Origin of the sequence: Brevibacterium sp. S111, from assembly GCF_004745075.1 — a bacterium.
Taxonomy (GTDB): Bacteria; Actinomycetota; Actinomycetes; order Actinomycetales; family Brevibacteriaceae; genus Brevibacterium.
Genome location: NZ_RHFH01000008.1, coordinates 203,690 through 225,941 on the forward strand (window position 1 = coordinate 203,690; position 22,252 = coordinate 225,941).

At 64.7% G+C, this 22,252-nt stretch carries 20 protein-coding genes; 10 read left to right on the top strand and 10 right to left on the bottom strand.

Annotated elements, in window-relative coordinates:
* Window positions 1–68 precede the first annotated feature (68 nt).
* From EB836_RS18485 to EB836_RS18180, 4 genes are all read left to right on the top strand, one after another.
* Window positions 69–596: a hypothetical protein gene (locus EB836_RS18485; RefSeq protein ID WP_240689883.1), complete on the top strand. Its 528-nt coding sequence runs from the start codon at window positions 69–71 to the stop codon at window positions 594–596.
* 85 nt (window positions 597–681) lie between these two features.
* Complete coding sequence (locus EB836_RS11245) at window positions 682–1,206, top strand: DNA starvation/stationary phase protection protein (RefSeq protein WP_135540391.1); 525 nt, start codon at window positions 682–684, stop codon at window positions 1,204–1,206.
* A gap of 713 nt (window positions 1,207–1,919) precedes the next feature.
* On the top strand, window positions 1,920–5,210 hold the full coding sequence (locus EB836_RS11250; RefSeq protein ID WP_167854433.1) for a choice-of-anchor G family protein: 3,291 nt from the start codon (window positions 1,920–1,922) through the stop codon (window positions 5,208–5,210).
* Window positions 5,211–5,538: 328 nt separating this feature from the next.
* Window positions 5,539–5,682, top strand: coding sequence for a GPGG-motif small membrane protein (locus EB836_RS18180; protein ID WP_167854434.1), 144 nt, complete (start codon window positions 5,539–5,541; stop codon window positions 5,680–5,682).
* 86 nt (window positions 5,683–5,768) lie between these two features.
* Here the strand turns inward: EB836_RS18180 and dgt are convergent, their stop codons facing one another.
* Window positions 5,769–7,298 carry a dGTP triphosphohydrolase gene (gene dgt, locus EB836_RS11255; protein ID WP_167854435.1) on the bottom strand — a complete coding sequence of 510 codons (1,530 nt, stop codon included), beginning with the start codon at window positions 7,296–7,298 and terminating at the stop codon, window positions 5,769–5,771.
* 98 nt (window positions 7,299–7,396) lie between these two features.
* Between dgt and EB836_RS11260 the strand changes: the two genes are divergently transcribed.
* A complete protein-coding gene (locus tag EB836_RS11260) occupies window positions 7,397–7,576 on the top strand; it encodes a hypothetical protein (protein WP_135540397.1) in 180 nt (59 codons plus the stop codon).
* An 8-nt stretch (window positions 7,577–7,584) separates the two neighbouring features.
* On the opposite strand, the gene EB836_RS11265 is transcribed toward EB836_RS11260, so the two are convergent.
* Entirely contained in the window at window positions 7,585–8,274 is a 690-nt protein-coding gene (locus tag EB836_RS11265; protein ID WP_240689885.1) for a peptidyl-tRNA hydrolase, read from the bottom strand.
* Between the two features lie 172 nt (window positions 8,275–8,446).
* On the opposite strand from EB836_RS11265, the gene EB836_RS11270 reads away from it, so the two are divergent.
* Window positions 8,447–9,763, top strand: a complete 1,317-nt coding sequence (locus EB836_RS11270; RefSeq protein ID WP_135540399.1) for an MFS transporter — start codon at window positions 8,447–8,449, stop codon at window positions 9,761–9,763.
* 64 nt (window positions 9,764–9,827) lie between these two features.
* Window positions 9,828–10,883: an alpha/beta hydrolase fold domain-containing protein gene (locus EB836_RS11275; protein WP_240689887.1), complete on the top strand. Its 1,056-nt coding sequence runs from the start codon at window positions 9,828–9,830 to the stop codon at window positions 10,881–10,883.
* A gap of 92 nt (window positions 10,884–10,975) precedes the next feature.
* On the opposite strand, the gene EB836_RS18185 is transcribed toward EB836_RS11275, so the two are convergent.
* From EB836_RS18185 to EB836_RS11285, 3 genes are read right to left on the bottom strand one after another with little or no spacing between them, the layout of a single operon-like run.
* Window positions 10,976–11,152: a hypothetical protein gene (locus EB836_RS18185; protein WP_167854424.1), complete on the bottom strand. Its 177-nt coding sequence runs from the start codon at window positions 11,150–11,152 to the stop codon at window positions 10,976–10,978.
* 27 nt (window positions 11,153–11,179) lie between these two features.
* Window positions 11,180–12,061, bottom strand: coding sequence for a YihY/virulence factor BrkB family protein (locus EB836_RS11280; RefSeq protein WP_135540401.1), 882 nt, complete (start codon window positions 12,059–12,061; stop codon window positions 11,180–11,182).
* Window positions 12,058–13,143, bottom strand: a complete 1,086-nt coding sequence (locus EB836_RS11285) for an AI-2E family transporter (protein ID WP_135540403.1) — start codon at window positions 13,141–13,143, stop codon at window positions 12,058–12,060. The genes EB836_RS11280 and EB836_RS11285 overlap by 4 nt, the downstream gene beginning before the upstream one ends.
* Window positions 13,144–13,303: 160 nt before the next feature.
* Between EB836_RS11285 and EB836_RS11290 the strand changes: the two genes are divergently transcribed.
* Entirely contained in the window at window positions 13,304–14,380 is a 1,077-nt protein-coding gene (locus tag EB836_RS11290; protein WP_135540405.1) for a phosphatase PAP2 family protein, read from the top strand.
* Window positions 14,381–14,719: 339 nt separating this feature from the next.
* A complete protein-coding gene (locus EB836_RS11295; protein ID WP_240689902.1) occupies window positions 14,720–16,270 on the top strand; it encodes a DEAD/DEAH box helicase in 1,551 nt (516 codons plus the stop codon).
* Window positions 16,271–16,424: 154 nt separating this feature from the next.
* On the opposite strand, the gene madM is transcribed toward EB836_RS11295, so the two are convergent.
* From madM to EB836_RS11320, 5 genes are all read right to left on the bottom strand, one after another.
* Window positions 16,425–17,189, bottom strand: coding sequence for a malonate transporter subunit MadM (gene madM / locus EB836_RS11300; protein WP_135540407.1), 765 nt, complete (start codon window positions 17,187–17,189; stop codon window positions 16,425–16,427).
* The gene (madL, locus tag EB836_RS11305; RefSeq protein ID WP_135540409.1) at window positions 17,186–17,581 is read right to left on the bottom strand and encodes a malonate transporter subunit MadL; all 396 of its coding nucleotides are present in this window, start codon (window positions 17,579–17,581) and stop codon (window positions 17,186–17,188) included. Before madL ends, madM begins: the two co-directional genes overlap by 4 nt.
* A gap of 221 nt (window positions 17,582–17,802) precedes the next feature.
* Window positions 17,803–19,368, bottom strand: coding sequence for a phytoene desaturase family protein (gene crtI, locus EB836_RS11310; protein WP_135540410.1), 1,566 nt, complete (start codon window positions 19,366–19,368; stop codon window positions 17,803–17,805).
* Window positions 19,365–20,375 (bottom strand): squalene/phytoene synthase family protein, encoded by a 1,011-nt coding sequence (locus EB836_RS11315; protein WP_135540412.1) that lies wholly within the window; start codon window positions 20,373–20,375, stop codon window positions 19,365–19,367. Before EB836_RS11315 ends, crtI begins: the two co-directional genes overlap by 4 nt.
* A complete protein-coding gene (locus EB836_RS11320) occupies window positions 20,372–21,538 on the bottom strand; it encodes a polyprenyl synthetase family protein (protein WP_135540414.1) in 1,167 nt (388 codons plus the stop codon). Before EB836_RS11320 ends, EB836_RS11315 begins: the two co-directional genes overlap by 4 nt.
* Before the next feature lie 115 nt (window positions 21,539–21,653).
* Here EB836_RS11320 and EB836_RS11325 point away from each other — a divergent pair, with 115 nt between their 5' ends.
* The gene (locus EB836_RS11325) at window positions 21,654–22,232 is read left to right on the top strand and encodes a MarR family transcriptional regulator (protein WP_135540416.1); all 579 of its coding nucleotides are present in this window, start codon (window positions 21,654–21,656) and stop codon (window positions 22,230–22,232) included.
* Window positions 22,233–22,252: the final 20 nt, after the last annotated feature.

The window sequence follows — 22,252 nt, forward strand, 5'->3', positions numbered from 1 at the left end:
ACGCGCACACGTTCACCGGCGGGCCGCGCCTCGTCCTGGGCATGACCATGGCCAATGAGCCTCTGCGGATGGCGCGAAAGCTCTCCCGGGCCATGGCCGCGGCGGCCGCGACGGGAGCGTTCGGCATCTTCTACAGCTCGATCTGGCAGATGTCGCACTCTCTGTCCACGTCTCGGCTTCTCTCAATCGGCCTCATCGCCCTCGTCGTCATGGTCGGCTGGCTCGTCATCGTCAATCGACTGTGGGACCGTCCGGTCAACGAACGGTTGGCGCAAGTCGTGTTCTACTACAATCTGTCGACGATCCTCACCCTCATCATCTGCGTCGCCAGTCTGTATGCCACTCTGGTCATCGGCATTCTCGTCGGTGGTCTCATCGTCATCGACCCGGACTTCATGGCCCAGACGATCGGACTGTCCGAGGCGAAGTTCACCAACTACCTCGACATCGCGTGGCTCAGCGCAGCGATGGGTGTTGTGGCCGGCGCTCTCGGATCGAGCTTCGACAGCGATGTCGATGTCCGCAATCTCACTCACGCCCAGCGACTCCGCGCTCGCGTCTACACAGCGGAAAGCGACGAGGATGAGTCCAGATGAGGGGGGTTACGTCCCTTCCGCACCGAGGCTATGGTGGTGACAGACTCCGGATTCACGCAAAACCGGAGAGATTGGAGCAAGAATCATGACACAGTCAGTGACAGTTCCCGATCCACATGGCTCAGAGAAGACCCCTCGCGAGAACGCCGAACACGGCTTTGTCGCCCCCGATGCCCTGACCAAGAATCTCCAGTCGGTGCTCGTCGACTTCATTGCCCTCAGCCTCATCGCCAAGCAGGCGCATTGGAACATCGTGGGCACGAACTTCCGCGACCTCCACCTCAACCTCGACGAGGTCACGGATATCGCCCGTTCGGGCAGTGATGAGGTCGCCGAGCGGATGAGAGCCCTCCATGGCTCTCCGGACGGACGACCGGCTGTGGTCGCCGAACAGTCCGGGTTGCCGGAGTTCCCGAACGGGGAGATCAGCACGCACGATGCCATCGACCACGTCGTCGCATCGCTCGAGGCCACCGTGGCCACGATGCGCAACTGCCACGACGAGGTCGACTCCGCAGATCCGACGACCGCGGACATCTTCCACGGCTACATCGCCCAGCTCGAGCAGCAGGCCTGGTTCATCAGCGCCGAGACCCGAGTCCCCCGCTGATACTGCGCTGACCCAGTCAGCAGTCCTGCCCACCGGGCCGCCTCGATCCTCAACGTGATCGAGGCGGCCCGGTTTGTTGTGTCCAGACACCACGACGCTGGCGGGGCCCAGCTCCTAGATCTCATTGCGGATGAGCGCTGGGTTCCCTCGACGGCGACGACGATGACTGCTCGCCCGGCGGTGATGCAGCAGTCAGCTGGTTTTCAGGGAACGAGCTGGCCGAAAGTCGATTTGGGGAATAGATCGTCACGGTTTCGGTCACAACCGTTCATATTTCGTCATATGAGATTACCTGTTGTTATCAATTTCTTCATATTAGTTCTTTCTACTCACCGGCGGGTCCGTCTCTGACGATGACGATCATTCGTGGAGAATTCGTGTCGGCAGATCACGCGACCGCACACATCGCATATCGATCCTGTGGCCTGCGATTACGGCCCAGCCAGCATCAGGCGAGCTTGCCTTCCGCCTAAGCTACTGAATGAACTATCGTTCAACCAATCTTGCCGATCCACCCCAAACCCCCACCGATGCCTCCGACACACCCGAGCATGCTACCGAGGGGTAAGTATAACGACGCTGTAACTTTATGAATTATTCACCCATTACTTTTTGATGACTCCGTAACCTTGTAAGGGATCTACCAGGAGACTGCCCGTTTCCGCCCAGACTCTCGTCTGCGAATGATCAGGATCCAAACGATGTGGAGAACCATGAAGATACTCAGAGGCCGGCCCGGTACCGGTCGGAAAGTTGCGGTGGGCACAGTCGCCGCGGCCTCGGCGCTCGCGCTGACAGCAATGACCGTGTCCCCGGCGGCAGCCGCCAGCCGACCAGACAACGGAGCACAGCAAGACGCCGAAGCGTGGGGTCAGCTCATCCAGTCCGAGCTTTTCGGCGGACAGCTCGCCGACGCAGCTTCGGCCTACAGCAGTTCACCGGATAGCCCTAAGGCAAGCTCGACACCACTTGACGTCGAAGCTCTCAACGCACTCAAGATTGATCTCGGCAACGGTGCTTCCCTCCCGCTGATCAGCGAAGGAGACGGACAGGGCCTGCTGCATCTGGGCAATGCCGGAGCTCTCAACGCTTTCGGACATGCTCCCGCGTACAACGAGGCGCTAGCCAGTGCCGGTGCCGTCGGTTCCGATGGTGCCCTCAACCTCGACGACATCGACGAGGGTAAGTTCGGCAATGCCAACGTCAATCTCACCGCCGTCCTCGAACAGCTCGGCCTAAACGGTGTCACCGATCAGGTCGTAGACGATCTCAGCCTCGAGCTTGGCGCGATCGCGTCGACAGCAGACACCGATGGCACTGATTACACTCCCGAATACGTTGTCGCCGATGGCGTTCTGACCGTTTCGAGCCCGGCAGTCGAAAAGATCTCCGGTGCACTGTCGGAAGTTGTCGACGGCGCTGGCGGCACTCTCGAAGAGGTCATCGGTGACGAAGGCTTGGTCAATTCCTTGGCGAGCATCGGCCTCGATCTCGACGTGCTGGTGGCATCGGTGAAGGTCGGCGGATCTGACACCAAGGTATCCGTCGATGTCGGAGACGCACTGAATGGCATCGTCGAGAACCTCATCAACGAGGAACTTGAAGACAAGTCGGGCATCGTCTCTATCGATCTCGAGACCGGAAAGGTCAAGGTCGATCTCTCTAAAGTCGTTGAAGGAGGAAACGGCGAAGACCTCAACGGCCTGGATCCGAACACTCAGGTTCTGACTTCCGCGACGATTTCCAAGATCACGACCGCAGTTTCTGATGCACTCGGCGCGCTGACCGAGAAAGTCACCGACACTGTCACCGACGCACTCAACGATGTCCACCTTGTCATCGATCTCCCTGCGTCGATTTCACTGCTAGGGCAGACAGTCGGAGGAAAAGTCACGGTTGATGCAACCCTCGGCCAGCTAGCCGGTACGGATACCTCCAAGCCGACCGTCACGACTGATCTTAAAATCAGCGTTCTCGGAACAAGTATCGGCGTAGGCCAGATCCTCAACGCCATCACCACTCCGGTGATCAATGCTGTTCTCGGCATCACAAAGCCGCTCATTGGCGGGATTCTCACTGCGACCTCGGATGAGATCTCGAAGAGTGTCACCGGCATCATCGATCCGATCCTCAGCTCGCTCGACCCCGTATTCGAAGCTCTCAACCAGGTTGTGGATCTCACGATCAATGAGCAGTCACCAGTTCCGGTGCCGCAGCAATCCGGAGCGAGCACTCATTCGGCACTCGACAACAGCTACGTCGACGGCGATAACGGTGATGGATTCACCGTCAATGCCGTGAGCTTGGAACTGCTTCCGGGCGTCAATGCCATCGACATCAACTTGGCTTCGTCCTCGGTCCGTGCGACTACGGAGGCTCCGGACCCGGGCGATGATGACACGAACACCAACGCCTCCGCATCCGCTGCGGCCTCGGCCAGCGCTGACGACGACAGCAACCCCGCTGCTCAGGCAGCAGCAGAAGCCGCAGCCGACGAGGACGCCAACAACACGGCCTCGGCAGCAGCCGACGAAAACGCTGAAGCAGCCGCGGCAGCTGCTGCGAACGAGGACTCGTCTTCTGAAGCATCGACTGATGCAACGACAGATGACAACGCATCGGCAACCGCTGCTTCGGAAGCAGCTGCGCAGGCTGACAACACAGACGACACGAACGCTCAGGCGTCCGCTACCGCTGACGCTGACCCAGCCGCAGCCGCCGAAGCCGCCTCGACCGCGGACTCGTCGAATGAAGCATCGGCCGAAGCAGCAGCCAACGCTGATGACTCGACCGATCCCGATGCGGCAGCCGACCCTGATGCTGCGGCGGACCCGGACGCTGCCACAGCCGATGATGCGGACGCCAACGTGAACGCAGCAGCCTCGGCATCGGCGTCGGCCAACGCTGACGACGACAGCAACCCGGCCGCTCAGGCAGCAGCAGAAGCCGCAGCCGACGAGGACGCCAACAACACGGCCTCGGCAGCAGCCGACGAGAACGCTGAAGCAGCCGCCGAATCCGCCGCAAACGACGAGGCCTCCTCGGAGACCTCGACCGACGCGACGAGCGAGACCAACGCCTCGGCACAGCAGGCAGCCAACGCCGCCGCAAACGCCGACGACACGGACTCGACGAACGCGAACGCCTCGGCCGCAGCTGATGCGAATCCGGCAGCAGCTGCATCCGCTGCCTCGACCGCAGACTCTTCCTCGGAAGCTTCTGCCAACGCAGCGGCTGACGCTGACGGCAACGACGACGGAGCCGCGGCCACCGCTTCGGATGACTCCGATGCGAATGCCAATGTGAACGCTGCCGCTTCGGCCTCGGCTTCGGCCAACGCCGATGACAACAACAACGCGGTCGCCGAGGCAGCCGCTCAGGCTGCTGCCAACCCCGACGCTGACACAGCGGCATCGGCAGCAGCGAACGAAAACGCAGAAGCAGCCGCCGAATCCGCCGCCAACGAAGAGGCCTCCTCGGAGACCTCGGCGGAGGCCACCTCGGATCCGAATGCTTCGGCACAGCAGGCAGCCAACGCAGCCGCGACCGCAGACAACGACGATGACACGAACGCACAGGCATCTGCCGCTGCGAACGACAACGCCGGTGCCGCCGCTTCGGCAGCGTCGACGGTTGACTCCTCCTCGGAGGCTTCGTCTTCGGCAGCGGCAGACGGCGACGAGGCCAACGCATCGTCGGCAGACGACGCGGACAAGGCTTCGGCGAGCGCCGACTCCGAGAAGGCAGCATCCGCTGACTCGGACCAGGCAGCCTCGGCCAACGCCGGATCGTCGGCCAGCTCTTCGGCCAACGCTTCGGCTGGCGCCAACGCCTCGGCCGGCTCGAGCACGAACGCCTCGGGCAGCAGCAATGGCGGAGACCTGCCGCGGACGGGTACCGACGGTATCCCGGCCATGGCCGGATTCGCCGCACTGCTCCTCGCCGGTGGTGCAGCAGCGGTGTGGGCGACCCGCCGCTACCGCGCCTCGGCAGGCAAGCACTGAGAATAGATCGGCTCAGACACTGAGCTGACGCCACAACGGCGGGGTCGGAGTGAGAACTCCGGCCCCGCCGTCTGCGTACGCGACGAGATCTGATTGTTCGCAAATGAGGCCCACAGCGCGTTTACAATGTAAACTCGCAGAAAGAGTTCGTTCGAGGTCGTCGAATGCTGTGGGCGAAAAGGCACCAGGGGTCGCGCCCACCAGCAGACCGTGCAGAAGAATCTCCCGCGGGCTCGGTGGGCCTCAGGATTGAGCCCCGCCACGCCCGCCCCGGTTCATCATCGGGTGGATGCCAACAACTGTTGAACAACAAGGAAGAGAGAAGATCATGGGTATCATCCTGTGGATCATCGCCGCACTCCTCGTCATTTCTGGAGTCTTCGCCATCCTGCGCAAGCAGATTCTGTGGGGAATCGTACTCATCGTCGTCGGCTGCCTCGTCGGACCTGGCGGCGTGAGCCTCTTCACCTGACGCGTATTCGCTCGGGCATCATCGGCGGGGTCGGAGTGAGAACTCCGGCCCCGCCGCTTTTGCGCCAGCGAGAACGCTCGCGAGACCTACAATCCTCGCCCGGCTTCCCAGGGCTCTTCGGAGGCCCCGGTGATGAGCGCGTTGACCGACATCGCCTGCGCATCGGTGAATGAGGCGACATAATCCACGACCGCTCGCGCCCGTCCCCGTCGGACGATCGCCGTGGCACCTTCTTCCCCCAGTGCTTCGGGATTGCGTGCGTACAGGTCCTGGTACTCCTGCGTGGCCGCCTCGACGGAATCGAGCAGGCGCCGCGGAATCCTGGTCGCCTCATCGGGGTCGAGCAGCCATTCGTGGAACTCTTCGACCAGCGAGGCGATGATCCGCGTCTGCCCGCGCTGATAGACGGCAAGGTCGGAGCGTTCGAGAACGAACTTCGCGTGGACGAACTTCAGCACGACGACATCGTGCCAGGCCTCCTGGCTCAGCCGCACATGACCGCTGCGGATATGCGGGTCCGGGTCGACAACGATCGAGGCCTGCAGCCGGTCGATCCACCGCCGCGTGAACCCGGTGACAGCCCGATCGGCTTCCAGTCCCCCGTCATAGGGAACACCGAGGAGCCCTTCGACGAGATCCCGGTTGACCCGCTCCACCGAGGCCCGGAAGGCCTCTTCGGAGGCAATCCACGGATCCTTCTCCCGGGTGTGCCGACGGATCGCCTCGAGCGCGTGGCCGGGCCGCCGCCGGTCGAGTTCGGAGACATCGAGGGCCGCGAGTTCGCGGCAGTCCCGCAGCCACCGCCCGAGCTCGGCAGACACGGACGTGTACTGCAGCACATTCGACCGATAGAAATCGTCGAGGTCGTGCACCGCATAGGCGATATCGTCGGCAACATCCATGACCGCACACTCAAGCGTCTGCTGATACCGCCCGATCGCCGGAAACGCCGAGAGCACATCCGCCATCTCATCGACCTCGGTGGCATAGGCAGAGAACTTCATCGCCCCCTCGGACACCTCATCACCGACGCCCCGCGGCATCCGTGCGGCCGAATCCGGCCGATCCCCGCTCCACTCCCCCCGCTCCCACGGGTACTTGAGCACCGCGGCCCGCACCGCCCGTGTGAGGTTGAGACCGCGTGCTGTCGCCTCGCAGCTGTCGAGTGCGGTGAGGATGCGAAACGTCTGCGCATTGCCTTCGAATCCGTCGTCGAGGCGCAGCAGCGTTCGCGACACCCGGTCGAGCTCCTTCTCGCCGAGGTGGCCAAACGGCGGGTGCCCCAAATCGTGAGCGGCCGCTGCCGCCTGCACGACCACAGGGTCACACCCGCCGAGGCGGCCGACGAGTTCCCGTGTCCGCTCATCGCCGTTGTTCAACGTGATCGCGATCGACCGGGCCACCGCGGAGACCTTAAGCGAATGGGTGAGCCGATTGTGGATGACGGTGCCGGAACCGGCCTGCGGGATGACCTGCGTGACCGAGGCCAGGCGGGAGAAGAACGGGGAGAAGCGGATCCGTTCGATATCGACGCGGAATTCGTCCTCTCCGGGGCGGGCCTCCTCGGCGACGTTGCGGTCACGGCCGCCGGTAGTGTGAAATCTCTGACGCTCCATCACCTCAGACTACCGAGTTCGCGCTTCGCTCGGGGCGAGATCCTTGAGACTCAGATCACGGTGACGTATTGTCAGAAGACCTGTAGGAGGTGGTCATTATGACCGGAGTCAATGAAGATTTCTACCAGCCCCAGACCCATCCCGGCGACATCATCGAAGTCGAGGACGAAGAGACCGGCGAAATGGTCAAGCACGTGATCTACCTCGACGAATTCGGCAACGGCACGAAGACGCGACCGCTGACGGAGGATGAGCTCAAAGACCTCGACGACGCCTGACCGGCTCTTCACCAGCGGGCACGCACTGCTTCGGTCGGGCCGTCGACTTCGGTGAAGCCGGCGTCGACGACGCTGACCTGCTGCTCGTCTGCAGCCCATGAGTTCGTCGTCGCTGTGATCACGCGCAGGCTGAAATCAGCTTCGCGCCACCGCTGGCGCACGGCCTCGGGCATCTGCTCGAATGCCAGCTGCGCGGCGTGACCGCATTGGGCGGCGGCTTTCCCGGTCGTCAGCGTCAGGTGCGGGGAGAGTTCGATCGTCACGACCGCATCGGCGGCGGGGACCGAAGTTTCGCCCTCATCAGGGAACTCGGTGCCGCCCACCTGGAGCTTCTTCAGCTCATGCGGCAGCGGTTCAACGGGACCGGGTGCGAACACGAATGCCTCGGCGGGGGCGAAGTCGTCGTTGCCGCCGGAGGTCACGCCCACGCATCCCAGGGCGCGAGCGTCGTCGAGCTTCTTGCCGTCGCCCCGGCGCACGACCTTGCGGATGGCTCCGTCGCGCCAGTAGGCGACGGCGTCGTGCCACTCGCCTCCCGGCTGGGCGCGCGGGTCGTCGAGGAAGGTGACGACGGCTCGGGCGGTGGCCTCGAGGACGTCGATGTGGCGGGCGATGGCGGTCTTCGACCGGCGCACGACGATCGGCAGGGACCAGGGGATGTCGTGGTCGGTTTCGTGTCGGCGCATGTGTTCGGTCAAATTCCCACTCCTGCTCGAACCTGTGAAGTGCGCAATCGCACTCCCGATCTCATAACGTCGCCGCCGGTGAGTTATTCCTCGACGATCCGGACAGCGGACGCTTCTGGCTTCCTGAATGGTGGTTCAGTTAGGGTGGGCCCGAACTGTCCCACCGACCCAGGGAACGAGAGTCGTGTCGAATTCGAGCCACCGCGAAGTCAGCGCCGCCGACCTGTCCCGAGGCAGACGCATCATGCTGCTCATCCTCGTCAGCATGGGCAGTTCGATCCTGTTCGCTCCGCCCTACCTCAAGAACGTCTTCTACGATCCGCTGCTCGACGCCCTCGACATCAACAATGCCCAGATCGGCTGGCTCGTCAGCGCCTACGCGATCACCGCAACGATCTGCTATCTGCCTTCGGGCTTCATCGCCGACCGCATCCGCGTGAGAACCCTGGCCACGACCGGTTACCTCATCACAGCGATGCTCACGTTCGTCTACGCAGCCCTTCCCGGCTTCGGCACACTGCTCGCCGTGTTCGTGGGGATGGGACTGTCGACGATCCTCATCTGGTGGGGTGTGCGCTTCAAACTCGTCCGGCTGATCTCCGACGCCGACGGCTATGCCCGCAACATCGGTCTCAGCTACGGCATCTACGGTGCCGTCGGGCTCGTCCTCGGTTTCGTCGAGGTCGGGATCCTCTCCGCCTTCGCCGAGCGCGCCGACCTCGGTGTGCGCACCATCCTGATGATGTTGGGCGGGCTCATCTTCCTCCTCGCCATCGCCTCCCATCTGCTCACCCCGCGCTTCGCCGGTGAGATCGAGCATCCCGGTGAAGGCTTCAAGCTCGCCGATCTCACTCGCGTCTTCGGTTCCCCCGTCGTCTGGCTGGCCGCCGGGACGATGTTCTTCGTCTACTTCGTCTACACGGGCGTGGCCTATACGACCCCCTATCTCTCCACGGTCTTCGCCGCCCCGGCCGCTGTGGTCTCCGCCGTCAGCGTGATCCGCACCTATGGGATCACTCTGCTGGCCGGCCCGGCCTTCGGTGCTCTGGCCACGAAGGCCCGTTCCCCGTCGCGGGTGATCATCATCGCTTCAATCGTCATCGCCGTCGCGCTGGCTGCCCTCATCGCCATTCCCTCCGGGCCGGTGCTGGTCATCGTCGCCGCAGTCATCGTCGTGGCCCTCGGCTTCCTCGCCAACGGCTGCTACGGGATCGCCTCGTCCCAGTTGAGCGAGGGCCGGGTTGGGCTCGACATGTTCGGGGCGGCATCGGGCCTGCTCTCGGTCATCGGCTTCCTGCCCGACACCTTCTCCAGCGTATGGTTCGGCGCCATCATCGATGACCGCGGGTCCGGGGCCTACCCGATCATCTTCACCATCCTCATCGCCTGTTCCCTGCTCGCCGCTGTGCTCAGCTACGCCCTGATCCTGTGGGTCAGGCGCACCGGCGGCCAGGCCGCCGTCGAAGAGTCAGAGGCACCCGATGCCCCCGCCTCCTCGTGAGCGCCGCATCGGCCGTACTCTGCCCCACGGGACCCTTTCACCGCACCAACCATCGGAGGCGAACATGCCCATCAACGAAGCCGCTGCTCCTTCAGCCGCAAACACCGAGATCCCCGCATTCATCCTCACCGCGATGACTGACCAGATGCGGACCGTGCTCGACACTCAGGCAGCACGAGCCGAGGAATGCACCCAGGCGGGACAGCGCGCAGTCGGTGCCGAGATGGACGCTGAGACCGCACGGCTGGCGGCGATGCGCGCCGAATACCGAGCCGAGCGCTCCTTCTGGAACGCGGGCGGACCGTCGATGGCCGATACCGTCGATACGGTCATCGACACCGCCGGGGCGCAGGTGCCCATCCGCATCCATCGCCCCACCGCCGAGGCGGTCATGCCGGGCATCGTCTTCCTCCATGGAGGCGGCTTCACCGTCGGTGACCTCGACACCCATGATCGGATCATGCGGGTCATCGCTGCCGAGAGCGGTGCCGCTGTCATCGGCGTCGACTATTCGCTCTCCCCCGAATCGAAATTCCCACAGGCTCTGCATGAGGTCGCCGGCGTCATCGACCATTTCGTCAACAGCGGCAAGGACTTCGGCGTCGACGGAACCCGCCTGGCGGTCGCCGGCGACTCCGCCGGGGCCATGCTGACACTCGGTTCCGCTCTGCTGCTGCGCGACGACCCCGAAAGCATCGACGCCGATCCCCGGACCTTCTCCGCACTGCACGCTCTGCTGCTCTTCTACGGCGGACACGGTCTCGTCGATTCCGCGAGCAGGCGTCTCTACGGCGGTGGCTGGGACGGAATGAGCCGCGAGGATCTCGACTCGATCACCACCGAGCACTTCGCCTCACCGGCCGATGCCTCCTCGCCCTATGTCGACCACCTCGAGGCCGATCTGGCGGGTCTTCCCCCGGGCTTCATCGCCGCGGCCGGGCTCGATCCCCTCCGCGATGACAGCGAGGCACTGTCTGTGCGACTCGAAGAGGCCGGCACACCGGTCGCCTACCACCTGTATCCGGGAGTGCTCCACTCATTCCTCCACTTCGGTCGGATGCTCGACGAGGCCGGAGATGCCCTCACCCGCAGCGCCGCTTTCGCTGCCGCACGCTTCTGAGCCGGCCGCCGGACACAGCACACCTCAGCGGCCACCGACACAGTACAGAGCCCGGCACCTGGATCAGGTGCCGGGCTCTGTGAACGTGGTCGTCAGTAGTGTGCGGGCGGGTCGCTGGCAGGAAAGGACTCGTCTTCCCACTCATCGACAAGTTTGTCCTGCTGTTCCTTGTCGACGGAATCGGTTCCGGGCTTCTCTGCGAGGTCGTCCCTGGCTTCTTCGGGCACCCGGGCCGGCGACTGCTCGTTCTTCTCGTTGTCATCAGACATGGAGACCATCCTTTCTCTGGTACGACACTATGCTGACATCGATTGGTCCGACACGGTAGTGGCCCGCTCCCGCTCCCGCTCGATCTCCGCGTCGAACTCCGCGCCGAGGAGCAGGGAGAGGTTGACCATCCACACCCAGGCGAGCCCGACGATCACACCTCCGATCGACCCGTAGGTGACGTTGTAGCTGCTGAAGCCGTTGATGTAGATGACGAAGCACGCCGACACGGCGACCATCACGAGCAGAGCGATGAACGCGCCGAGGCTGACCCACCGGAACTTCGGCTGCCTGACGTTCGGTGTCACGTAGTACAGCAGGGCGATGAGCAGCATGACGAAGAAGACGAAGACCGGCCATCTGACCACGTTCCAGATCAGCAGGGCCGTGGGGCCCATGCCGATGAGCTCGCCGAGAGTCTCCGCGATGGGCCCGGACAGCACGAGCAGAAGCCCCAGGGCGGACAGGACGATGAGCGTGACCACGGTGATGAGGAGCATGAGCGGCTTGAATTTCCAGTACGGGCGGCTCTCCTCGACCCGGTAGACCGTGTTCAGGGCACGACCGAATGCGCCGATGTATTTCGACGACGACCAGATCGCCAGGACCAGGCTGCCGATGAGGGTGGCACCGGCCGAGGGGGATTCGGTGAGTTCGACGATGATCGGGCGGATCGCCGAGGCGGCCTCGGCCGAAATATCGTGGGCCAGGGACAGCACCGCCTCCGTGGTCGATTCGGCTTCCCCGACCACGCCGAGCAGCGAGACCATCGCGAGGATCGCCGGTGCGGCGGAGAGCAGAGCGTAGAAGCTCAGACCGGCAGCTTTGTCGAGGCACTCATCCTCGAGCAGACGTCGCAGAGCGCCCTTGACGATCCGCCACCGATTCAGACCCGGCGAGGACCGTTTCATCTCTTTCCCACTCTGTAGTCTCTGGCCGCATGGACCATCGAGTTGAGAGTCGCGATGACCGGCACGGAGAAGAACGCACCGGCGATGCCCGCAACCGCCGCTCCTGCTGTCACTCCGAGGATCACCGCCAAGGGGTGGATCTTGACTGTGGGTCCTGTCAGCCAGGGCTGCAGGACATGGCTTTCGAGCTGCTGCACGACGATGACGATGCCGAGCATGAGCAGACCGTGGACCCAGCCGTTGAACAGCAGCGCCAGACCCACCGCGACTGCGCCGCCGACGATGGCGCCGACGAACGGGATGAAAGCGCCGAGGAAGACCACCGTGGCGATCGGAATCGCCAAGGGGACACCGAGGATCAGTGCGCCCACACCGATGCCGATCGCATCAGTAGCCGCGACGACGAGCTGGATCCGAATGAAGTTCGACAGGGTCTTCCACCCGGCCTCGCCGGCGGCGGAGATCCGCGCATGCGCCTTCTTCGGCCAGACGTGGACGACCCAGGTCCAGATGCCGCGGCCGTCGATGAGTGCGAAGAGGGTGACGAACAGGATGATGAAGATGCCTTCGACGACATGAGCGGCCGTCGTGCCCACCTCGGCGGCTCCAGAGCCGAGACCGGCCGCGTTATCCTGCAGCCACTGCCCCGAGGAGGAGACGAGGTCGTTGAGCTTGGCTTCGGTGAGCCCGAACGGCTGCGTGGCCAAGAACTGCTGTGCCGCGCTCAGCGACGTCGCCACCTGCTTCTGAATGTCCGGGATCTCGCTTCTGACCTGGAAGGTGATGATGAGGGTGAGTCCGGCCAGCAGGCCGAGGACGACGACCCAGACGGTGACCACTGCCAGCCATTTCGGCCACCGGTGCCTCTGCAGGAACGACGACAGCGGGACCAGCAGGGCCGAGAGGACGAGTCCGGCGAGGAACGGGACGACGATCTGAGCGATCTGCAGAGCGACGAAAACAGCGACGGTGATCCCCGCGATGATCACGAGCAGGTATCCGGTGAAGCGGGCCCCGATTTTCAGCCCCTCGGGGATCGGGTCATCGCGATTGTGAGATGCGTGCGGCGAACCTTCTGTCATGCACCAACACTAGTGCCCTGGGGCACACAATTGGTGGGTCGTTTTCCTCTCAGCGCCGAGGGCGGTCAGCCGGCTCCAAGAGAAATCCGAAGAAGCACAGAACCTCTTTCATTATGGTGTGCCGATGACCCGAATGCGACGCTGGCCCTACACTTTCGCCATGGCGCTGTCTCTGCTCATCGGAGCGGTCGCCGTGATCTCCTCGCTCTACCTCGACCTGCCGTTGCGGGATCCCGATGGTTTCCTCGGACCTTCGATCGCCCGCCTGCCCCTGCTGACGCTGGGAATCATCGGCTGCGGACTCGTGGTGGAAGCAGTGCGCAGAAGCGGTTGGCGGAACCTGCCGGCCGCGCTCGTCGACACCGTCAAGAAGGAGTGGAACAGCCACCGTCTGCTGTGCATCGGAGCCGGTCTGCTCAGCTTCTACGTCTGCTACGTCGCCTACCGGAACCTCAAGAGCGTGTTGCCGGTCTTCCGCGACGGCACCCTCTACGACCGGCAGCTGCTCCACCTCGACTACTGGCTGACCGGCGGCAACAGCCCGGCGCTGCTCCTGCACGATCTGCTCGGCACGGACATCGCGGCCAACGTCCTGTCGCTGGCCTACCTCGCCTATCTTCCGCTCGTGCCGATCAGCCTCGGCGCGTTCCTCGTGCTCAATCGCAACCACAGAATCGGAGCCTGGTACGCGACGACGCTGTGTCTCAACTGGGTCCTGGGCACCGTCAGCTATTACCTGCTGCCGTCGGTGGGTCCGGCGTTCAGCCGCCCCGAGTTCTTCCGGGCGCTGCCCGACACCGGGGTCACGCAGCTGCAGCAGGTCCTCAGCGCCGACCGGCTCGAGTTCCTCACCAATCCCGCCGGCAGCGACTCCATCCAAGGCGTCGCCGCGTTCGCTTCCCTCCATGTCTCCGTGACCTTCGCCGCCGCACTGTTCATGACACGGACGAATCAGAGACGCGGCATCCAGGCCGTCACCTGGATCTTCTTCGGTGTGACAGTCGTGGCCACCGTCTACTTCGGTTGGCACTACATCCTCGACGACATCGCGGGCATCGGCATCGGATGGGTCTCGGTGACGGTGGCGGCGTGGGCCACCGGTCGGCGCCGATCCCGCCGGAAACCGCGCGGGGACGATCAGCTGCCGGCGGAGCCTCGAATGCCCGAACAGGACCCGGCGACCGGAAGCACTGCGCCGGCGGATTCTGCTCCTGGCACTGCTGCCGCTATACTGTAGATACTTGCGAACCCGTTTTCGGGTTCCCTGCGTCGTCAGGACGCCTCGTCTCTGCAGCTGGGTGAGATCACCCGCGCATGTTTCCGAAGCCGTTTTCTCTCGGCGATCGAGAGCGCCGACAGCGCTCATTCCATGACCGGAAGCGGCTGACTGCCACCATTGCGCGGCATCGGCACGTCGTCCGGCACGTTGAAGGGCCACCCCATCACAACTTCACAGACACACACTGCTCCCCGCACCACCCGCACCGCCCGCAGCTCATCCGGCTCCGGCAGCGCCACCACAAAGAACACGACCGCTGCTCCCACCTCGTTCGCCGAGCTCGGCGTTCCCGCCCAGTTGGTCAAGTCCCTCGACAGTGAGGGCAAGACCTCCGCTTTTCCGATCCAGCAGGACACCCTGCCCGACACCCTGGCAGGACGCGACGTCCTCGGCCGCGGCAAGACCGGTTCCGGCAAGACACTGGCCTTCTCCATTCCGCTCGTCGCCCGCCTGGCCGAATCGCAGTCTGCGGGATCGGGTCGCCAGCAGGGACGCCGTCAGCCGCGGGGCCTCGTCCTCGCTCCCACGCGTGAGCTCGCCACCCAGATCACCGACGTCATCGACCCTTTGGCCAAGGCCGTGGGTCTGAAGACGACGACGATCTTCGGCGGCGTCAAGCAGCGGCGGCAGGAGGTCGCGCTCAACTCCGGAGTCGACATCGTCGTGGCCTGCCCGGGCCGTCTCGAGGACCTGCTCCAGCAGAACATCCTCTCGCTCGAGAACATCGAGGTGACCATCCTCGACGAGGCCGATCACATGGCTGACCTCGGCTTCCTGCCCGGCGTCACCCGCATCCTCAAGCAGACCCCGACCGAGGGGCAGCGGATGTTCTTCTCGGCCACCTTGGACAACGACGTCGACAAGCTCGTGCGTCGCTTCCTCCACAACGAGGTCCTCCACTCCGTCGACGAGCCGACTTCGCATGTCTCGGCCATGACCCACCACGTGTACGAGGTGTCCGTTGACGACAAGAACGAACTCGTCCACAAACTCGCCGCCGGCACCGGCCGCCGGATTCTCTTCACCCGCACGAAGCACCGCGCCAAACGCTTCGCCCGGCAGCTGACCGCGCAGGGAATTCCCGCCGTCGACCTCCACGGCAACCTGTCCCAGGGCGCCCGCGACCGCAACCTCGCCGCGTTCACCCACGGTGATGCGAAGGTCCTCGTGGCCACCGACATCGCCGCCCGCGGCGTCCACGTCGACTCGGTCGAACTCGTCGTCCACGTCGATCCCCCGACCGAGCACAAGGCCTACCTGCACCGTTCGGGCCGCACCGCTCGAGCCGGCAGCGCCGGTGACGTGGTCACGGTGATGACGCCCGAGGAGCGCAAGGACACCCAGACCCTGCTGCGCAAGGCCGCCATCAAGGCCACCCCGAAGAAGGTCACCGCCGACTCCCCCGAGGTCATCGAGCTCGTCGGTGCGATCGCCGAATACGTCGCCCCGCAGCCGAAGGAACCCATCCAGCCGCGGAAGAAGACCGAACCGGCCACGTCGAACGGCCGTTCGTCCCGCCGTCGCCGAGGCGGTCGTGGCGGACGCGGTGGAAGCTCAGGTCGCGACGGTGCCGGCAGCGGCGGCACCGTTCGCAGCGGTGAGGGCAATCGTCGCAGCGGATCCCGCGGCGGCGAAGCCCGCAGCGGAGAATCACGCCGCAATCCGCAGAGCACGCGTGGCAGCGGATCCGGTCGCCCCGGCCGGTCCGGCAACCGCAGTGCGGCAACCCGCACCAGCCAACCGGCCAATCGCCGCGCCGCGGAGTCGCGCGGGACGAACCCCGAGACCCGTCGCCGCAATCGCGTCCGCACCGGAGGTTCGGAGCAGGTCTACTCCACCAGCAGCTGAGTCAGCGAACACTCAACGGCTCGCTCCACGCACAGGAACTCGGTCTGCACCCCGAGAATCCTGTCGTGGAGCGGGCCGTTTCGTTCATCTCTGCCGCAGCATCCGCCCCTGACCTCCTGCACTCGGTGCCTTTCCGCACACGGTGCGCCACCGCTTAGCCGAAGATCGTGCGGACGGCGAAGAAGAGCACCGACGGAGCCAGCAGCAGTCCAAGGCCGGTGTAGAACGTCGAGGTCATCGCCCCGTAGGGCACCAGCCGCTTGTCCGTGGCGGCGAGACCGGCTGTCACTCCGCTCGTGGTCCCGAGCAGCCCTCCGAAGACGATGGCCGAACGCGGATTGTTCAGACCGATGTATTTGGCCACGAATGGAGTCAGCACCATTGTCAGGACCGACTTCACCAGGCCGGCCCCGACGCTCAGGGCGATGATTCCGCTGCTCGCGCCCAGGGCGGCTCCGGTGACCGGCCCGACGATGTAGGTTGCCGTACCGGCACCGATCGTGGTCAGATCGACCGGATCGCTGTAGCCGAACATCACGGCGATGACCACTCCGATGGCGAAGGACAGCACCACTCCCAGGACCAGAGAGATGATTCCTCCGAGGCCGGACTTCTTCATCTCTTCGAAGCTGGCGCCGAAGCCTGTGGCCACGATGGCCAGGTTGACCAGCATCCCTCCGCCCATGAGCCCGATTCCGGAGAAGAGGGACAGGTCGGCTAACCCGTCCTCGCCGCCTGTGGCGACTCCGCCGATATAGGCGAGGACGAGCCCGATGATGATGGCGATCGCCGAGGCTTGGAACTTCCCTCTGGTGAGGACCTTCGAAATGAGCATCGCAATTGCGGTGACGAGGCCCACCAGGGCGAATGCGACGACGAGGTCATTGTCCTGCAGGGTCGAGACGAGCGCGTCCATCATGCCTCCTCTGCGAAGACTTCGACGGGCTCGTCGATTCCTGGGGTCTTGACCCGGGCGAGCACAGGCACAAGCAGGAAGCTCACGGCCACGGCCGCCACTCCGGCGACGACGGCGACAGGACCGGCTGTGACAGCACCGACGACGTTCTGCGTGGCGGCCATTGCCACGACGATCGGGATGTACATTCCCGACCAGAACGAGATCCCCGCCGATGTCTCGGGTCTGAGTCGCCCGGACCGTGCCAGCAGGTTGGTGGAGAGTATGAGCAGGATCATGGCGATGCCCACGCCGCCGACATTCGCGTCGACGCCGAGCAGACTGCCCACAAGATTTCCGATGAAAGTGCCGATCAGCAGGCTGCCAGAGAGCAGGGCGACACCCAGAATGATCACAGGAATGACCTCTCTGTCGAAGGTTGAGTATGGCTCGGCATGACGCGAGCCTCGGACAGCTTAGCCGACGGCAAGACGTCTTGCTCACTCGTTCGGAGCAGGTTCGCTCGACCAAAAATTGACGCCGGCTCGAGCGGCGACTGACGCCGGGAGCGGACGCCGGCTCGAGCGGCGACTGACGCCGGGAGCCGACGCTGGCAGTCGGCAGTATGCGGCCAGCTTCAGACCGGTGTCGGCCCGGCCGAGTGGTCCCCGCGGATGCGCTTGGCGACGAGTTCGGCGCTGATGAGGCACATCGGCACGCCGATGCCGGGTGCGGTCCCTGCTCCGGCGAAGTAGAGTCCGTCCACGCGCTGTGACTGATTCTGCGCCCGCAGGAAAGCGCTCTGGCGCAGTGTGTGCGAGGGCCCGAGCATTCCGCCCTTCCAAGAGTGGAAGTCCCGGGCGAAGTCGGCCGGGCCGATGGTCTTGCGTACCCTGATCCGACTGCGCAGATCGTCGATGCCTGCCCAGACGCTGATTCGCTCGACCGCCGAATCCACGGCTGCTTCGACTGCGGGAGCACCGCCCCCGTCCGATCCGCCGGCACCGATCTCCACATCCGGCGGGACGGGAATGAGAACGAAGAGATTCTCGCAGCCATCCGGCGCCACCGCGGGGTCGGTCGCACTGGGTTTGCACAGATAGAACGAGGCCGGGTCGGGAATTGTTGTATCGGCGCCGAAGATCGCCTGCAGGTTCTCCTCCCACTCCTCGGCGAAGAACAGCGAGTGATGTCCGAGTTCGGGCACGGTTCCCTCGATACCGAGCAGAGCGATGATCGCTCCGGGCCCGCTGTCGATTCTCGACCACCATGATTCGGGATAGCTGCGTGCCCTCGGCGGAAGCAGCTCGGTCTCGGTATGGTGCAGGTCGGCCGCGGAGACGACGAGGTCGGCATGATCGACGCGTGACTTGCCATCGGTATCGGTCCATCGCACCCCGCGGGCGGTCACCCGTCTCCCACCCTCTTCGGTGACCACCTCGGTGACCTCGGCCGAGGTGATGACCCTGACGCCGGCGCTGCGGGCCAGCGCCTCCAGTCGTTCGACGACAGCCCAGAACCCGCCCATCGGATAGAACACTCCCTGGTCCAGATCGAAGGCGCTGAGCAGGTGGTAGATCGCAGGAGCCCGTTTGGGGTCGGTGCCGAGGAACACCGCAGGATAGGCGAGGATTCGGCGCAGAACCGGGTGTGTAAACCGCTGGTCGACGAACTTCTCCAAAGAACTCGACAGCAGCCGGATGAGCAGCGGGAAGGAACGGAGAACGTCCCTGCCGAATGCCGAGGCCAGGCGGGTGAAGGGGTTGTAGAGAAACCTGTTGCGGGCGACGTCTGCCGTCAGGCCCGCGGATCTCAGATACTTCCGCACCGCGGCACCTCCGCCGGGTTCGATGCTCTCGAACAGTTCGGCGACCGCATCGACCCCGTGGGGCACAGTGATGCTGTGCGGACCAGAGGCCCCGTCCGGTTCCGAGAAGACCTGATACCCGGGGTCAAGCAGCCGCAGATCCAATTGTTCGTCCGTGCTCGTGCCGAGCAGTTCGAAGAAATGGTCGTAGACGTCGCGCATGAGCAGCCAGGACGGTCCGGTATCGATTCGGAAGCCCTGCTCCTCGATGTTGCCCGCCCTCCCGCCGAGGTGGGGGTTGCGTTCGAGCAAGGTCACCTCGTGACCGTCGCGGGCCAACAGCGCAGAGGTCGCGAGCCCGGCGATTCCGCCGCCGATGACGATCGCCCGACTCATCGCAGCTGTCCCATCCGCACCTCGCAGACGGCCCGGAGGACAAGCGCCGCCTTGCGCGGACCCGCCACCGTGATCCGCCGTCGCGGGAGCTCTTCGGCCGGCACCACGGACAATCGGTCGGCAAGCGCCGAGAACAGCCGCAGGGCGCAGAGGACGGCCACGCGGGCATCGCTGGGCAGGAGCGGAATTGTCCGGTCCGCAGCTGCGATCTGTGCGCGGATGGCCGTGATCCACTCCGCCTGCGTCCGAGCGTCCACCGTCCCGTTCTCGCTGAGGTAGCTGCGGCCCAGGCGCTGCGTGTCATCACCGAGGTCGCGCAGGAAGTTGACGTTCTGGAATGCCGCGCCGAGGCTGCGGGCACCGTGTTCCAACAGTCGCTCTTCGCTGAGGGTGCATTCCTCGTTGCGCACGAAAATTCGCAGGCACATGAGACCGACGACTTCAGCGGACCCGTAGACGTATTCGGCGTGTGCCCTGCGGTCGAAGCGCAGCTGCGCCTCGGTGGCCGTGGTCGGCTGTCCTGACGAGGTCGTCTGCTGTCCTGACGAGGTCGTCGGCGGCCCTGACGGGGTCGTCTGCTGCCCCGGCGGGGTCGCCTCCTGTCCCGACGGGATCGTCTGCAGGTCCGTGCGCATGGAGGCGAAGAACGGCCGGGTCAGTTCGACTCCGATTCCGGCTGCGCGGGCGGTGCGGGCGAAAGCGTGGATGATGGGGTTGCTGCTGTAGCCGAGCCTCATGCCGCTTTCGGTCTCGGATTCGAGCTGATCGAGCATCCGACGCTGCTGTTCGGGGGCGAGGCCCGCTTCGGTCGCGACTCCGTCGACGAGTTCGTCTGCGACCCGGACCAGAGCGTAGATGTTGCGCACATGATCCCGGTGGCGAGGGCCGAGCAGTCGCGCCGCAAGACCGAACGACGTCGAATATGCACCGATGACCGACTTCGAGATCCGGTTCGACACGAACGAATAGCGTCCGAGGGGCCCCAACCGATCAACGTCTCGTTTCATGATCGCCTCCCGTCGAGCGCCTCGATGAGTTCGTCGAGGAGCCTTGCCATATCCGGCCCGATGAGCATCGGTTCGGCCGCAACGAGTTCTCGCGCGTTCGCGGAGAGCTCGTCGATGAGCGCCCGGATCTCGCCTTCTGCCCCGCAGACGGACAGCAGCGACCTCACTGTCGCACCCTCCTGCGAGCTGAGGTCCCCGGCACCGAAGTGCGGTTCGATGAGCGGCCAGGCTGAGGTGCGCCGTGCGAGGGCGATGATCGCCGTCTCCTTCCCCTCACGCAGGTCCGAATAGGCGTCCTTGCCATGTTCGTCGGACCTGCCGAAGGTCGAAAGCAGATCGTCCTGGAGTTGGTACGCCAGGCCCAGCAGAGCACCCGCCCTGCCGAGGATCGCCTCGGTCTCCGGTGACGCCCCGGAGAGGATCGCTGCGGAGTGCAGAGGCAGCTCGAAGGAGTACGTCGCGGTCTTCTGACGGCTCATCTCCACGACTTCGGCCAGGCCCGAATGGACTCGGCCTGCGCCGAGCGCCACGTCGGTCAGCTCCCCCGAGACCGATTCCATCACGGCCCGATCGAGCTGTTCGAGAAGCCGGGAATGCGAATCGCTCGGCAGCGCTGCGCTGAAGAAGATCTGGTGGGCAGCCGACAACAGCAGGTCTCCGACCAACATCGCGGTGCTGCGCGCCGCATGCAGCTGCGAGGCGACGGTCGCCTGCTCGGCCCCGGCGGCACCGCTGCCCGCCTGCCACTCCTCGAGCAGGAGGCCGATGAAGTTCGGACGCCCCCGCCGCATGAGGTCACCGTCGATGACATCGTCATGGAGGAGGAAGGCGAAGTGCAGCAGCTCGATACCGGCCGCGATGCGCACCGCCTGGTCTCTGGCCTCGGGACGGCACTGGAGAGCAGACACGGACGGCGAAGGGCCGGGGTCGGTGGGCAGTTCCGGATAAGGACAGGCGCGGAGTGCGTCGAAGGCTCCGATGAGAAGGCGCGGTCGCAGCAGTTTGCCGCCGAGCAGGCACCGCGAAGCGAGGTCCCACGCCTGGGCCGCCGTGGAGCCCAGTGCGGCCACCCGATCCGCTCGACTGTCGAGCACACGTCGGACCTCGGACTCGATTTCGGCTGTAACGGAGGGGCCGAACGCGATGCCCTGGGCAATGGTCATCGTTGAGTCCTTCGCTCGAGTGTTGATAACGTACTCGATATACTACACTCAAAGATATTATCTGCCGAAGGTTATTCTTCTACGCTCAAGGGGTGAAAGTCAGTAAGATGACACCATGGAGTCATCGGAGGCCCCGGGCGCTCACGACCCGATCACAGAGAACATGTACACCGGCTCAGAGCACAGCTTTCCCGGCGACCTCATCGACTCCTCCGACCTGTCGAGCACGGACCGCGAGCAGATTGCTCGGCTCATGAACTCACTCGCCCGACTGCGCGAAGCCGAGCGCACCCTCTCCGATGCCTCACGCAAGTTCATGAAACTCAGCGAGCCGGACATGCGTGCGTTGCACTACCTCATCGCCGCCAAGCGTCAGAACGCTGTGGTGACACCGAAGATGCTGTCCATCCACATGGCGATGTCGGCCGCCTCGGTGACGAAGCTGATCAATCGTCTCGAGCGGGAGGGCCACGTGATCCGGAAGCTGCATCCCAGCGACCGGCGCGCCTATGCCATCGAGGTCACCGAGCAGACGGCCCGCTCGGCACGCGAGACCGTCGGGCGCGCCCAGGCCAGGCGAATCTACGCCGCCGCCCAGCTCAGCAGCAGCGAACGCGATGCCGTCATCCGCTTCCTCGATGGGATGACGGACGAGTTGTCCCTGCGCAACGCCGATTGGGCGACCCAAACGTGATCTCGAGTCCCGCAGTCAGC